Genomic DNA, 14176 nt, shown 5'->3' with positions numbered 1-14176 from the left:
GAGATGCGCTCGTTCTATGACGAACTGGCCGACGACTACCACCTGATGTTCCAGGACTGGAACGTCAGCATGGAGTACCAGGCCTCGGTGCTGTCAGCGGTGATCGAGGCGGGCACCAAACGTTCGGCGGGGCGGGTGTTGGACTGCTCGTGCGGGATCGGGACGCAGGCCATCGGGCTGGCGCGGATGGACGGCGCGAGCATGATCGGCACGGATCTCAGCCCGCGCGCCGCAGCCCGGGCCGCACGCGAGGCGGCGGCGCGCGGCGTGAGCCTACCGACCGCCGCGGCCGACATGGGAGCGCTGCCGTTCAGGGACGGCGTGTTCGACGCCGTGTTGAGCGCCGACAACTCGGTGCCGCACCTGCTGACCCCCGACGCGCTGACCGCCGGTTTGGCGGAGATGCGCAGGGTTCTGCGACCCGACGGACTGCTGGTGCTGACGGTGCGCGACTACGACGAATTGCGCGCGAAGCGGCCCACGACGACCGCGCCGCAGGTGTCCGAACAGCAAGCGGGGCGCGCGATCGCCTTCCAGTTGTGGCACTGGCATCCCGACGGCGAGCGGTACGACCTGGAACACTTCCAGATGGTGCCGACCCCGGACGGCGCCGACAAGTGGGACGTGCGGGTACGGCGCGCCACGTACTGGGCTTTGCGGCGCGAGGACCTCGCCGGGTTCGCCACGGCGGTCGGGTTCCGGGACGTGCAGTGGATCGAGCCGCTGGATTCCGGGTACTACCAGCCGATTCTGACGGCGCATCGGTGAGGCGGTTTCGGCCCGCAGCCTGCGAATCCTTCAGCCTGCGAATCCCTTAGCCTGCCCAGAAAACCTTCCGCACCCTCAGTAGCCAGTCCTCCGCAGCCGCTGTGTCCGGCTCGTTCGGCAGCACCGTACGCGCGGTCGCGAAGCGCTCCTCGGCGTCGGCCATGAAGGGGCGTGCGACCTCGGGGTCGGCGGCGACGCTCTCGCCGAAGGCGAGATAGCGCTCGGGGTCGGGGAGGCGGATGGTGACGTGGCCGGTGGTGTAGAGCTCGTGGCCCTGGTTCACCAGGCGCATGAGATGGCGTGCGTGCTTGGCGATCTTGCGGTGCGTCCAGGTGGGATCGCGCGACAGGAGCTTGCGGAACTGGGCGGTCGCGTAGCCGAGGTAGGCGTCGTGGACGCGCGGTGCCGACACGAACGCCATGCGCAGGCTGATCGCCTCCTCTCCGAGAGGCGTGCGGTGCTCGTACAGGTCGTCGGGGAGCCAGAGCAGTTCCGAGGCCGTGGGGTTGCCGCCGAGGGCCAGGCGGGCCAGCTTCGCCGCCTCGTGGAAGGTCACGTCCGGATGCGTGGTGACGTGGCTGTCGCGCGGGGTGTGCAGGCCGAGCAGGGTCAGCGTGGGCGCGGCGAACATGCCGAGGCGGTCCACGTCGGAACCGGGTCCGGCCAGGCCGTAGGCGGTCGAGCCGACGATGCCGGACAGCAACACCGTGCCGGGCTCGAAGGCGTCGAAGTCGGGTTTGGCGTCGGCGACGGTGTCTTCAACCTCAGTCATGGCGTCCCCCGGAAAGCAGAAATTCAGCTCACGGTAACAGGCAGCCGCTCGTAGCCGCGAAGGATAAACCGCTGGTTCCGGGTCGGCGCACCCGCAGGTGCCAGCGCTGGGAACCGCTCCAGCAGCCGGGGGAATCCGATCGCCGCCTCGGTGCGCGCCAGCACCGATCCGACGCAGAAATGCGGTCCGGCGCCGAAGCTGAGCGGACCGATCTCGGTGCGGGTGGGGTCGAAGCGCTGCGGCTGCTCGTAGCGGCGGGCGTCACGGTTCGCCGCGCCGATCATCACTGCGACCTCCGCGCCGGCCGGGACTGGGACGTCGCCGACCGAGAGGCCGTCGGTGAGCGCGATCCGGGAGGTCATCTGGACCGGTGAGTCGTAGCGCAGCACTTCTTCGGCGAAGCCGGCGTAGCGCAGGTGTCCGCGCCGTAGTCCCGCGCCGACCTCCGGGTGCTCGAACAGCAGGCGCACGCCGTTGCCGAACAGGTTCGCGGTGGTCTCGAATCCGGCAATGAGCAGCAGCGCCAGGTTGCAGAGCAGTTCGGCGCCGCTGAGCCGGGCGTCGTCGGCGTCGCAGACGGCGATCAGGGCACTGACGAGGTCGTCCTGCGGCCGCATGCGCCGCTCGGCGAGCAGTCCGCCGAAGTAGAGCTCCAGCTCCAGCCACGCCGCGTCGGCTTCGTCCAGCCGGCTCAGGTCGTCGACGAAGTCCAGGACCGCCGCGAGGTCGGTCGCCAGTACGCGGAACGTCTCCCGGTCCGGCTGCGGGATGCCCAGCAGGTCGCAGATGACCGTGACAGGGAGCTGATAGGCAAAGTCGTTCATCAGGTCCACGGCCGCGCCGTTCGCCCCGGTCTCGGCCAGCCGGTCCAGCAGGGACTCCACGGCGGCCTCGATCGCCGGCTCCAGGGCGGCGACCCGGCGCGGGGTGAACACCGAGGAAATCAGGGAACGCATGCGGCCGTGGTCGGGGGCGTTGGAGTAGATGACCGAGCGTTCCATGCTGCGCAGCGAGGGGCGGCGCTGCTGCTCGTCGTCCCAGATCACGCCGCGCCAGTCGACGTCCCACACCCCGAAGGACGCGTTGCGCAGCACATGGTTGCAGGCGTCGTAGGACGGCACCATCACCAGACCCTGGCCGGCGTCGATGACGGCGCCCAGCCGGTGTGCCTCGTCGTAGAGCGGATAGGGGTTGTCACGCCCTTCGGTGGTGAGCAGCGCCCCCATGATTTCCAACGGCTCCATGCCCGGGCAACGGCGGCGCGGTCCGCGAATGTTCCCGCATGGCGAGGATTTTGAATAAGTGGCCTTATTTGTGACGCAGGATTCTTACTTGGTCGCCGCGGTCGCTGCCGTCGCCGACGGAATGCTGCCGGTCGGCTCGGACGCCGGCCATCGCGGCGGCGGGGATCAGCAGGGCCAGTCCCACGGCCAACACGACCGCCGAGACGATCAGCCGCCGTTTGGACGCGAGATAGATCCTCATGGAGGGGAGTTCTATCGCCCCCGGCCGAGGCGCCGGTGAACATCGGTCATATCTGACGCGCTCTCAGGTGAACTCTTTGCTAGGAAGGGATCATGCGGATTCGAGTGGGCGGTCGGGACGACGTACCGGTGATCTTGGCGTTCGGCGACGAGGCCGTGGCGTGGATGAACGCGCGCGGCAACACCCAGCAATGGGGAACCGCGGCGTGGACCAGCCTGGACAAGCGCCGCGAGGCGTTCCTGGAACGTGCCGACGGCGGCGGGATGCGGGTCCTGGAGGACGAGGACGGCACCGCGCTGGGCGTCATGGTGATCAGCGAGCAGCGGCAGCCGTACGTGCCGGAGGCCGAGGAGCGGGAGCTGTATGTCAATTTCCTGATCATCTCCCGCGCACACGCCGGACGCGGGATCGGGCGCCTGCTGATCGAGCGGGCCAAGCAGGAGGCGGCCGAGCGCGGGATCGACTTGCTGCGCGTGGACTGCTGGGCCGGGGAGGACGGGAACCTGGTGAAGGTGTACGAGCGGTATGGGTTCGTGCGGGTGAAGGAGTTCACGGTCGCGGAGGCCGGGGACTGGCCGGGGATGCTGCTGGCGATGCGGTTGTCGGAGCTGCCGGAGGGGGAGCGGCCGGAGGGGGAGCGGCCGGGGGCGGGTTCCTGAACGCCTGGGTCAGCTGAGGCGCTCGGCGATCGTCCGGGCGCAGTCGGCGGAACCGGTGTTCGCGGTGTCGAGCTCCAGGTCGTAGCGCACGCCTTCGTGAACCGTCTCCGCCTGCTGTGCGGCCATCCCGGCGGTGCGGTTGGCGCGTCTGCCCTCGCGCTGTGCGGCGGCTTCCGGGTTGCAGCGGACACCGACCCAGAGGATGTCCAGCTCGCCGAGCGCCTGCTCCCAGCGTTGCTGGGAGGCCGCGCCGCCGAGGAAGACGTCGTCGATGACGACGTGCGCCCCGGCTCGGGCCGTCGCCGCGATGCCGGCCATCCAGGCGGCCTCCAGGGTGCGGAAGTCCGCGCCGACGCTGACCGCGCCGCCCGGTGCGAACTGGATCCCGGCGTCCGAGGAGAGCATCCTCTCGGGCAGCGCCTCGACGAAGTCGTCGATGCTGAAGGACAGCCAGGGGTCCGGCAGCAGGGCTTGCAGGCTGCGCGCGATGCTGGTCTTGCCGGAGCTGGAGCCGCCGTTGAGGATGATCACCTGCGTCACGTCAGTCAGCCTACGGCGTCGGGCTCGCCGAGGCGCCGTGGCGTCCCTCGCCGCCGGCGAACCGCTGCGCGCCGGCGGCCGACTCGGACAGCGAGACCTGCCCGTGCCGCAGCTCGTTGCGCAGCGCGGCCTCCTCGTCCAGACCGTCCTGCTCGAGTACTGACATGCGATCTTCGCGCAGGCACAGCTGCGGCAGCGCGGCGATCTCCGCGGCCAGCGCCTCAGCGGCGGCGCGGACCGTGCCATCGGGCACCACCCGGTTGGCCAACCCCCAGGCCAGAGCCTCGTCAGCGGCGACCGCGCGCCCGGTGAGGATCATGTCCATGGCGCGACTGTGCCCGATCAGACGCGGCAGCCGCACCGTCCCACCATCCACCAACGGAACACCCCAGCGCCGACAGAAGACGCCGAACACCGCGCTCTCCTCCACCACCCGCAGGTCACACCACAGCGCCAACTCCAGCCCACCGGCCACCGCATGCCCGGCGACCGCCGCAATCACCGGCTTGGACAGCCGCAACCGCGAAGGACCCATCGGCCCGTCCCCGTAAGCCAGCATCCCCGCCGGCACCGCCCCAGCAGTCAGAGCCTTGAGATCGAACCCGGCACAGAACGTCCCCCCATCGCCAAAGAACACCGCGACATTAGCCCCGGCATCCTCCTCGAACTCCCGAAACGCAGCCACCAACCCCGCCGCCGTCGCCGGATCCACCGCATTGCGCACCGCAGGCCGATGCAGGATCACGGTCGTGACCGCACCGTTCTTCTCGGTGCGGACGGCAGGGAGCTCAGCGTTCATGGGGGAAGTCTGGCCCGCCTGCCGTCACTCCGCCAGATATGGCGGGACCGCTCAGATGTGCCGCCGCGACTGCACGACCCGGAACCGGCTGGCGACGTAGGCCAGGTCGGACAGGGCGGCGTTGGCGGCCGGGTTGGCGCCGGTGGCGTGGAAGTCGGAGAAGGCGGCGCTTTGGTTCACGTAGACGGCGCCGGTGAGGTTGACGGAGAGGTTCACGCCGGCGTCGAGGGCTGCTTGTTCGGTTTTGGCGATGGTGTCGTCGTCGGTGGAGTAGACCGCTGCGGTGATGGCGCCGTGGTCTCGGACGGTTTCGCGGAAGGTTTCGATGGCTTGGTCGGTGCTGTCGGCGGCGATCAGGAAGCTGATCGGGCCGAACCATTCGCCGGTGTAGGTGTCGGTGTCGGTGATGTCGATGGCGGCGATCAGGGGGGTGCGGACTTCGGCGGCGGGGTAGTCGGGGTTGGCCACGGTGTGGGAGGCCAGGACGGTCTTGCCGACCGATTCGGCCTGCTTCAGACGGTCGGTGACGCCGGGGTTGCAGACCGCGCCGAGCAGGGCGTTGGCGCGGGCGTCGTCGCCGAGGAGCTTGTCGACGGCGGTGGCCAGGTCCGCGGCGAAGTCGTCGAAGGACTTGTGCTCCCCGGCGGCGGTGATGCCTTCGCGGGGGACGAAGATGTTCTGCGGGGTGGTGCACATCTGGCCGCTGTACAGGGAGAAGGAGAACGCCAGGTTGCCCAGCATGCCCTTGTAGTCCTCGACCGAGTCCACGACCACGGTGTTGATGCCGGCCTTCTCGGTGTACACCACGGCCTGCGGGGCGTTGCGCTCCAGCCAGACGCCGAACTCCGTGGAGCCGGTGTAGTCGATGATGCGGATCTCCGGGCGCAGCGCCAGCGTCTTGGCCAGTCCCTCGCCGGGCCGCTCCACCGCCAGGGCGACCAGGTCCGGGTCGAAGCCCGCCTCGGCCAGGGTGTCGCGCAGGACGGCGACCGAGATCGCCAGCGGCAGGACGGCGTTCGGGTGCGGCTTGACGACCACCGCGTTGCCGGTCGCCAGCGAGGCGAACAGGCCCGGGTAGCTGTTCCAGGTCGGGAAGGTGTTGCAGCCGATGACCAGGCCGATGCCGCGCGGGACAGCGGTGAACTTCTTGGCCATGTGCAGCGCCGGCTTCGGTCCCTGCGGCTTCTCCCATTCGGCGGCCGCGACCTGTGCGGTCTGCGCGGCGTAGGCGTAGGCGACGGCCTCCAGCCCGCGGTCCTGCGCGTGCGGGCCGCCGGCCTGGAAAGCCATGCCAAACGCCTGGCCCGAGGTGTGGTGCACGGCGTGCGCGATCTCGTGGGTGCGCGCGTTCAGCCGGGCCAGCGCCTCGATGAGCACCGCCGCGCGGGCCTCGGGACCGGCGTCGCGCCACTTCGGCATCGCGCGCCGCATCGCCGGCAGCAGCACGTCCAGGTCCGGGTGCGGGTAGGTGACGCCCAGGTCCACGCCGTACGGCGACCTCTCCGCCCCGACCAGCTCGTCGGTCCCGGGCTGGGCCAGCGGGAACCGCCGGTTCAGGTAGCCCTCGTAGGCGAGCTTGCCGGCGCTCGCGGCCTCCTCGCCGTAGGCCTTGGGGATCTCCGGGTAGGGCGTCCAGAACGCGCGTTCGCGGATCGCCTCCACCGCCCGATCGAGGGTTTCACGGTGGCGGACGGAGAACTGCTCGGCCGTGGCGGTCATCATCGACTCCCGGAATGCTGGTGTGGCGGCCCTGACGGGTTCTAGAGTAAACCGAACGGTCGGTCGGTTCCAGGGTGGGACACCCCTCACCCGTCGCCCGCCGCCTGGGAAGGAGCGAACGCGTGGCGATCGAGGCGAACGGATCACTCGTGGGAGTGATCGGCGCCGGCACGATGGGCGCCGGGATCGCCCAACTGGCCGTGCAGGCCGGGCACCCGGTCGCGGTCTACGACGCGGTCCAGGGCGCCGCGGCGCGCGCGGTCGCCGGGATCGGCAAGCGGCTGGACTCGCTGGCGGCCAAGGGAAGAATCGCTGCTGAGGAAGCTCAAGCGGCCAAGGACCGGCTGTCGGCGATCGAGGCACTGGACGCGCTGAGCGACGCCGTCCTCGTGGTCGAGGCGGTGATCGAGGACCTGGGTGTCAAGCAGAAGCTGTTCGCCGGCCTGGAGGGCATCGTCGGCCCGGACTGCCTGCTGGCGACCAACACCTCCTCGCTGTCCATCAGCGCCATCGCCGGCGGTTTGAAGGACCCGCAACGCCTGGTCGGCATGCACTTCTTCAACCCGGCGCCGCTGATGCCGCTGGTCGAGATCATCGACGGCCTGGCCACCGACCCCGAGCTCGGCACCGCCGTCGCGGAACTGGCCGAGGCCTGGGGCAAGACCACCGTCCGCTGCCGCTCCACGCCCGGCTTCATCGTCAACCGCGTCGCCCGGCCGTTCTACGCCGAAGCGCTGCGCGCCTCCGAGGAGCAGGCGGCGGACTTCGCGACCATCGACGCCGTCCTGCGCGAGAGCGGCGGCTTCAAGATGGGTCCGTTCGAGCTGATGGACATGATCGGGCTCGACGTGAACCTCGCCGTCTCGACCTCGGTGTGGGAGGCGACCGGGTACGACCCGCGCTACACCCCCGCGTGGACGCAGAAGGAGTACGTGGCCGCGAAGCGCTTGGGGCGCAAGAGCGGTCGCGGGTTCTACGAGTACGGCGAGGGCGTGGACAAGCCCGCGCCGCGTTATGAGGACACGCGCGATGTGACCGCCTCCGGCAGGCCGCGCCTCTACCGCAGCCGCGGCAAGACGGCGACCTCCTACGGCGACGGCCGGATCCTGATGGATCTCACGCTCGACCTCGCCGGCACCCCCACCGTGGCGCTCGCGCCTGCCGCCGACACTCCGAACGCGGCCCTGGAGGCGACGATCGCCCGGCTGCAGCGCGAGGGCAAGAAGGTCGTGGTGCTTGAGGACGTCCCGGGCCTGGTCGTGACCCGCACCGTCGCACGCCTGGTCAACGAGGCGGTGGATGCGCTGTACCGAGGCGACGCCGAGGAAGAGGACATCGACACCGCCATGAAGCTCGGGGTGAACTACCCCCGCGGACCGCTGGAGTGGGGTGCGGATCTGGGCTTCGCCTACATCAGGGAAGTCCTCGACAACCTCGAGGACGTGTACCGCGACGGCCGCTACCGCGCCTCGCCCCTGCTGCGGCATCTCGCCCAGGCCGACCTGCTCATGGACACGCCGCTGGCGCACCATGTCGGCAGGGATTTCATCATCGACCTGGAGCAGGCCTTCCAGCAGACTCAGACCGAGAGTCAGCCCCAGACCGATAGTCAGTCCCAAACCCAGACCCAGGACCGGCAAGAGAACGACAACCCCGACAAGGACCAGCCATGACCGACGCCTACCTCGTCACCGGCACCCGCACCCCCTTCGGCCGCTACGGCGGCGCGCTGGCGCCGGTCCGCCCCGACGACATGGCGGCGCACGTCATCAGGGAGCTGATGGCCGGTGTGCCGCAGATACCGGGCGCGGCTGTCGAAGAGGTCTTCCTCGGGGACGCCAACCAGGCCGGTGAGGACAACCGCGACGTGGCGCGCATGGCGCTGCTGCTGGCCGGGCTGCCGGTGACGGTGCCCGGCGCGACCGTGAACCGGCTGTGCGGCTCCGGGCTGGAGGCGCTGGTGCAGGCCGCGCGGCAGATCCGGCTCGGTGAGGCGGACGTCGTGGTGGCCGGCGGGGTGGAGTCCATGTCGCGGGCGCCGTTCGTGATGGGCAAGGCCGACACCGCCTTCGCCCGCAGCGCCGACGTCTTCGACACCACCATCGGCTGGCGCTTCGTCAATACCCTGATGAAGAAGCAGTACGGCATCGACTCCATGCCCGAGACCGCCGAGAACGTCGCCGCCGACTTCCATGTCGGACGTGAGGACCAGGACGCGTTCGCCCTTCGCTCGCAGGAACGCGCGCTGCGTGCTCAGGAGAACGGCCGGCTGGCCAAGGAGATCACGCCGATCAGCATCTCCCGCCGCAAGGCCGATCCGGTCCTCGTCGACAAGGACGAGCACCCGCGCAGCACCTCGATGGAGGCGCTCGCCAAGCTCGGCACGCCGTTCCGCGAGGGCGGGACCGTCACCGCCGGCAACGCCTCCGGCGTCAACGACGGCGCGGTGGCGCTGCTCGTCGCCTCCGGCGAGGCCGTCGAGCGCTACGGGCTCACGCCGCTGGCGAAGGTCGTCACCTCCCACACCGCCGGCGTCGAGCCGCGCGTCATGGGCATCGGCCCGGTCCCGGCCACGCGCGGGCTGCTGGAGCGCGCGAAACTGGGGATCGGCGACATCGACGTCGTCGAGCTCAACGAGGCCTTCGCCGCGCAGTCGCTGGCCTGCCTGCGCGAACTCGGGCTGCCCGACGACGCCGCGCACGTGAACCCCAACGGCGGCGCGATCGCCCTCGGCCACCCGCTCGGTGCCTCCGGCGCGCGGCTGGCGCTCACCGCGGCGTTGGAGCTGAAGGAGCGTCAGGCGCGCTACGCCGTCGCGACGATGTGCATCGGCGTAGGGCAGGGGATCGCGGTCCTGCTGGAGCGTGCGGCATGAGTTCGCTTCCTGAGATCGCCTCGCGAGTGCTCGATGACGCCGAGCGCACTTCCGTCGGGGAACTCAGGGCTCTGCAAACCGAGCGCATGGCGTGGTCGCTGAACCACGCCTACGCCAACGTGCCGCACTACACGGCAGCCTTCGACGCCGCCGGCGTGCATCCGCGCGACTTCAAGGAACTCGCCGACCTGAAGCACTTCCCCTTCACGGCGAAGAAAGACCTGCGCGACAACTACCCTTTCGGCATGTTCGCCGTCCCGAGGGAGCACGTCGCGCGGATCCACGCCTCGTCCGGCACGACCGGTAAGGCGACGGTCGTCGGCTACACCGCCGCCGACCTGGAGAACTGGGCCTCGGTCGGCGCGCGCTCGCTGCGCGCCGCCGGCGTCCGGCCCGGCGACCGGGTCCACGTCGCCTACGGCTACGGCCTGTTCACCGGCGGGCTCGGTGTGCATTACGGCGCCGAGGTGCTGGGCTGCACCGTGATCCCGATCTCCGGCGGCCAGACCGCGCGGCAGGTGCAGCTGATCCAGGACTTCGAGCCTGACGTCATCTGCGTGACGCCGTCGTACTTACTGGCGATCGTCGACGAGATGGAGAAACAGGGTATTGACCCGGCTTCGACCTCGTTGCGGATCGCGGTGCTCGGCGCGGAGCCGTGGACCGACGCCATGCGCGCCGAGATCGAGGAGCGGTTGGCGGTGCACGCCGTCGACATCTACGGGCTCTCCGAGGTGATGGGTCCCGGCGTCGGCAACGAGGACGTCGCGGAGAAGGACGGCACGTACCTGTGGGAGGACCACTTCTATCCCGAGATCGTCGATCCGGAGACCGGTGAGGTGCTGCCCGACGGCGCGAAGGGCGAGCTCGTCTTCACCTCGCTGACCAAGCAGGCGATGCCGGTCGTCCGTTACCTCACGCGTGATCTCACCCGGCTGCTGCCGGGTCTGAGCCGGCCGATGCGGCGGATGGAGCGCATCACCGGGCGCAGCGACGACATGATGATCGTGCGCGGCGTCAACCTCTTCCCCAGCCAGATCGAGGAGGAGCTGCTGACGGTCGCCGGGCTCGCGCCGCACTTCGTCTGTGTCCTGACCCGCCCCGGACGGCTCGACGAGCTGTGCGTGCGGGTCGAGGCGCGCGAGGCGGAGGTGGACCGGGGCGCCGCGGCCGGGCGGCTGGCGTCCGGGGTGAAGGAGAGGTTCGGCGTCACCATTACCGTTGACGTGCTCGACCCCGGCGGCCTGGAACGGTCGCAGGGCAAGGCACAACGCATCCTCGACCTGCGAGGCGACCACACATGATCTGCGACGGGTCCCGATGAACACCAGCCGGACGAGCGCCGCCTCGCGGCGCATCACCTACACCCCGGACTCCCTGTTGGAAGTCGCGGTCGCCGTGTTCAACGAGCGCGGATACGACGGCACCAGCATGGAGGACCTGGCGCGGGCGGCGGGGATCACGAAATCGTCGATCTACCACCACGTCAAGGGCAAGGAAGAGCTGCTGACGCGCGGCGTCAACCGGGCCCTGGACGCGCTGAACGCCTCGCTGGACACCCTGGAGGCGCTGCCGGACGCCGGCGAGCTGGACCGGGTGGAGCAGGCGGTGTTCCGCGCGGTGCAGATCCTCGTCGACGAGCTGCCGTACGTCACGCTGCTGCTGCGCGTGCGCGGCAACACCGAGACCGAGCGGGCCGCGCAGGCCCGGCGGCGCGAGATCGACCAGCGGCTGGCAGGGTTCGTCGAGCGCGCGGCGGCGGCCGGGGCGCTGCGGACCGATCTCGATCCGCGGCTGGCCTCGCGGCTGGTGTTCGGGATGGTGAACTCCGTCGTGGAGTGGTACCGGCCGGGTCCGGCGCGCTGGTCCGCCGACGATGTCGCCTCCGCGGTGACCCACCTGGTGTTCGACGGCTTGCGGCGCCGCTGATCGCAGGAGGCGAACTGGCCGCGATTCTTTGGTGAGTCTTAGCCGCCAACGTCTTGTGAGGACCGCGCAGATTCGGGAAGATCTGCGCTAGACGTGGTGACCAAAGAAAGTTCGCGACATGATCGATGAGTTCGCGCCCGTCGGCACGATTGCCGACCTCTTCGACCCGGAACCGGCGACGTGGGGTCTGCGCGGGGATCCGTACGTATGGCGATCCCTGCGCACGATGCTGGCGAAACGGGTCCTGCCGACCTCCGAGCGCGATCTGGTCGAGATCCTGCGCTCCTCCTTCCGCTGGACCACCGGCAACGACTTACAGGACCAGACCACGGACCGCATCTACCGCGAGGAGCTGGCGCGCGGCGGCATGAGCAGCGGGCAGGTCGATCTGGAGATCTGGCGCAATGTGCTGCTGCCGCTGCTGGTCGAGCGCTGGCGGATCCTGGCTCCGACGCCGGTTCAGCTGGTTCAGCAGCCTATTCAGGCGGTTCAGTAGCCGATTTAGCAGCTGAATCAGTAGCTGACTTCCCACAGCAGCCGGTAGTACTCGGTGCGCTCGGGATCGGGCGCGATTCCGTACGCCTCCAGCAGCGCCTCCTGCCAGCCGTCGCCGTAGTTCCAGGTCGTCGACCAGGTGGCGATCGCCAGATCCGACCAGCGGTCCGCGACGCCGAGATCGCCGAGGTCTACGTGCCCTGCGAAGCGGCCGTCGGCGGACAGCAGCGTGTTTGGAGCGCAGGTGTCGCCATGGCAGACCACGAGCTTGTCCACCGGCGGGATGTCGGCGACTCGCTTGAGCGCCTGCTCCCGCGTGAGACCGGCGAAGTCAGGATGCATGGTGCGGTCCTTCAGCTCCTCGGCATAGCGCACAGCCTCGGCAACCCGCAGCTCGGCGGAGAAGCTGAAGGGGCACGAGTCGACCGGCAGCGCGTCATGAAAAGCGCGCAGACTCTCCCCGATGACTCGCACAGCCGTCGCAGGATCCTGCTTCCACCGCTCAGTCACCGCCATCTCCCCCTCGAGCGCGGCGGTGACGAGCAACGACCCCTCGGCACTCGCCGCCTGCTCCACCACCTGCGGCACAGTCACGAACGCCCCCGCCCAACGAATCCGTGCTGCCTCGCCCGCCAGGTCGAGGTAGCTGCCGGCCGGCGCCCACTTCGCATAGCGAGCGTCCGGAGCGTCGCCGAGGCGAAAGGTCGAACCGCCCTCGTTGAACCAGACCGGAACGATGGTGCGGCCGCCCGCAGCGTCGCGGACGGCGTCGGGAATCGGATGGTCGGCTGGCGGGATGTTGTTAAAGCTGAGCGAGGTCACACAGCCGAGGATGCCAGGAGACGGTCGAAGCTCTCGGGTATTTTCAGCTCGGATCGACCGCCAGCCGATACCCGCGCTTCGTCACCGTCGCGACCACGTCCGCGTGCTCGCCGAGCGAGGTGCGCAGGCGCGCGACGGTCGCCTCGACGGCGTGCTCGTCGCGGCGCATGCCGGTCCAGACGCGGCGGAGGAGTTCGGCGCGGCTCAGGACGCGGCCGGGTTGGCGGGCCAGCTCGCGCAGGACGCCGGCGGGCAGGGGGGACAGGGGGACCGGGCGGCCGTCGATCAGGACTGCGTTGCCCTGGACCACGATGTCGCGGCCGGGGGTGTTCAGCTTGCGGCGGACGCGCGGGGGCAGTTCCTGGGTGATCACGCGGGCCAGGGAGCCGAGGCGGCCGCGGTCGGGCCAGACCGGGGTGATGCCGTGCGGCTCCAGGGGAGCCGCGCAGACCGGGCCGATGCAGGCTGCCAGGACGTCCGCCTGCATGGCGTCTATGACGCGGGGCAGGTTGCCGTCGTTCTCGGCCGCTGCCAGGAACGCCGCCGCGCCCGGCGCCGAGGTGAAGGCCACCGCGTGCACCTGCCGGCGCACCACCGCCTCGACCAGGCGGCCGACGGCGGCAGTGTCCTGCGGGGCGCCCCACTGGTACACCGGCACGGGCACTACCTCCGCGCCGGCGCCGCGCAGGGCGTCCAGGAAGGCGGTGTCGGCGCTGCCGTGCAGCTGCACCGCGATGCGGGTGCCGGCCAGGTCCTGGGCGAGCAGCCAGGCCAGCAGCTCGGTGGAGGATTCCGACGGCGGCGAATAGGTTTCGCGCATCCCACACTGCCGGATCGCGCCGGTCGCCTTCGGGCCGCGCGCGGCCAGCGTCGCCGAGCCCAGGACCGCCGTCAGCGGCTCGGCCAGTCCCCAGCCCTCGGCGGTCGAGATCCACGCGCGCCACCCGATGCCGGTCGTGGCCACCGCGTAGTCCAACGGCTCGCGCAGGCACTCCTCGGTCGCGGCCCGCAGGACCCGGTCGTCGCTCAGCGGGATGATGCGCATGGTCGGCGCCATCATGACCTCCGCGCCGCGCCGCCGCAGTATCGCCCCCAACTCCTCCCGGCGTCTGTCGGAAGTGATCGCCACGACGCAGCCGACCAGGGGTTCGGGGAGCAGTCCGGCCTCAGTGACGGTCGGCGAACCCGCTGTGCCGGATGCGGTTGTCGTGGTGTCCATGCGCCGCACTATCTCCAGGCCCGATTACGGTGGTGTTGCCGACCGGATACGGGGCGGTAAGACGGTCCGCGTCCGGCGGCGGGCCAGGCGCGCC

The 14176-nt window shown here is 70.2% G+C and carries 15 protein-coding genes; 7 read left to right on the top strand and 8 right to left on the bottom strand.

Going from position 1 to position 14176, the window contains the following annotated elements:
• Positions 1 to 3 precede the first annotated feature (3 nt).
• Positions 4 to 768: a class I SAM-dependent methyltransferase gene (locus tag CACI_RS30670; protein ID WP_015794775.1), complete on the top strand. Its 765-nt coding sequence runs from the start codon at positions 4 to 6 to the stop codon at positions 766 to 768.
• A gap of 46 nt (positions 769 to 814) precedes the next feature.
• On the opposite strand, the gene CACI_RS30665 is transcribed toward CACI_RS30670, so the two are convergent.
• From CACI_RS30665 to CACI_RS51575, 3 genes are all read right to left on the bottom strand, one after another.
• On the bottom strand, positions 815 to 1540 hold the full coding sequence (locus CACI_RS30665) for a nucleotidyltransferase domain-containing protein (protein WP_015794774.1): 726 nt from the start codon (positions 1538 to 1540) through the stop codon (positions 815 to 817).
• 23 nt (positions 1541 to 1563) lie between these two features.
• Complete coding sequence (locus CACI_RS30660; protein ID WP_223297288.1) at positions 1564 to 2766, bottom strand: cytochrome P450; 1203 nt, start codon at positions 2764 to 2766, stop codon at positions 1564 to 1566.
• Positions 2767 to 2848: 82 nt separating this feature from the next.
• Positions 2849 to 3025: a hypothetical protein gene (locus tag CACI_RS51575; RefSeq protein ID WP_015794772.1), complete on the bottom strand. Its 177-nt coding sequence runs from the start codon at positions 3023 to 3025 to the stop codon at positions 2849 to 2851.
• 92 nt (positions 3026 to 3117) lie between these two features.
• Here CACI_RS51575 and CACI_RS30655 point away from each other — a divergent pair, with 92 nt between their 5' ends.
• Complete coding sequence (locus CACI_RS30655; protein ID WP_015794771.1) at positions 3118 to 3684, top strand: GNAT family N-acetyltransferase; 567 nt, start codon at positions 3118 to 3120, stop codon at positions 3682 to 3684.
• Between the two features lie 9 nt (positions 3685 to 3693).
• Here the strand turns inward: CACI_RS30655 and cpt are convergent, their stop codons facing one another.
• The 3 genes from cpt to paaN are packed head-to-tail and all read right to left on the bottom strand — an operon-like array spanning position 3694 to position 6742.
• Positions 3694 to 4215 carry a chloramphenicol phosphotransferase CPT gene (cpt, locus tag CACI_RS30650; protein WP_041542733.1) on the bottom strand — a complete coding sequence of 174 codons (522 nt, stop codon included), beginning with the start codon at positions 4213 to 4215 and terminating at the stop codon, positions 3694 to 3696.
• 19 nt (positions 4216 to 4234) lie between these two features.
• Positions 4235 to 5023 carry a crotonase/enoyl-CoA hydratase family protein gene (locus CACI_RS30645; RefSeq protein WP_015794769.1) on the bottom strand — a complete coding sequence of 263 codons (789 nt, stop codon included), beginning with the start codon at positions 5021 to 5023 and terminating at the stop codon, positions 4235 to 4237.
• 51 nt (positions 5024 to 5074) lie between these two features.
• The gene (gene paaN, locus CACI_RS30640) at positions 5075 to 6742 is read right to left on the bottom strand and encodes a phenylacetic acid degradation protein PaaN (RefSeq protein WP_015794768.1); all 1668 of its coding nucleotides are present in this window, start codon (positions 6740 to 6742) and stop codon (positions 5075 to 5077) included.
• 122 nt (positions 6743 to 6864) lie between these two features.
• Between paaN and CACI_RS30635 the strand changes: the two genes are divergently transcribed.
• From CACI_RS30635 to CACI_RS30615, 5 genes are all read left to right on the top strand, one after another.
• Positions 6865 to 8415 (top strand): 3-hydroxyacyl-CoA dehydrogenase NAD-binding domain-containing protein, encoded by a 1551-nt coding sequence (locus CACI_RS30635; protein ID WP_015794767.1) that lies wholly within the window; start codon positions 6865 to 6867, stop codon positions 8413 to 8415.
• A complete protein-coding gene (pcaF, locus tag CACI_RS30630; protein WP_015794766.1) occupies positions 8412 to 9617 on the top strand; it encodes a 3-oxoadipyl-CoA thiolase in 1206 nt (401 codons plus the stop codon). Before CACI_RS30635 ends, pcaF begins: the two co-directional genes overlap by 4 nt.
• A complete protein-coding gene (paaK, locus tag CACI_RS30625) occupies positions 9614 to 10921 on the top strand; it encodes a phenylacetate--CoA ligase PaaK (protein ID WP_015794765.1) in 1308 nt (435 codons plus the stop codon). The genes pcaF and paaK overlap by 4 nt, the downstream gene beginning before the upstream one ends.
• A gap of 16 nt (positions 10922 to 10937) precedes the next feature.
• The gene (locus tag CACI_RS30620; RefSeq protein ID WP_015794764.1) at positions 10938 to 11546 is read left to right on the top strand and encodes a TetR/AcrR family transcriptional regulator; all 609 of its coding nucleotides are present in this window, start codon (positions 10938 to 10940) and stop codon (positions 11544 to 11546) included.
• A gap of 118 nt (positions 11547 to 11664) precedes the next feature.
• The gene (locus CACI_RS30615; protein WP_015794763.1) at positions 11665 to 12042 is read left to right on the top strand and encodes a hypothetical protein; all 378 of its coding nucleotides are present in this window, start codon (positions 11665 to 11667) and stop codon (positions 12040 to 12042) included.
• Between the two features lie 17 nt (positions 12043 to 12059).
• On the opposite strand, the gene CACI_RS30610 is transcribed toward CACI_RS30615, so the two are convergent.
• The gene (locus CACI_RS30610; RefSeq protein WP_015794762.1) at positions 12060 to 12863 is read right to left on the bottom strand and encodes an aminoglycoside 3'-phosphotransferase; all 804 of its coding nucleotides are present in this window, start codon (positions 12861 to 12863) and stop codon (positions 12060 to 12062) included.
• Positions 12864 to 12906: 43 nt separating this feature from the next.
• Positions 12907 to 14082: a uroporphyrinogen-III synthase gene (locus tag CACI_RS30605; protein ID WP_015794761.1), complete on the bottom strand. Its 1176-nt coding sequence runs from the start codon at positions 14080 to 14082 to the stop codon at positions 12907 to 12909.
• Positions 14083 to 14176 lie beyond the last annotated feature (94 nt).

Origin of the sequence: Catenulispora acidiphila DSM 44928 (assembly GCF_000024025.1) — a bacterium.
Classification (GTDB): Bacteria; Actinomycetota; Actinomycetes; order Streptomycetales; family Catenulisporaceae; genus Catenulispora; species Catenulispora acidiphila.
This window is presented reverse-complemented; position numbering and strand designations above follow the sequence as displayed.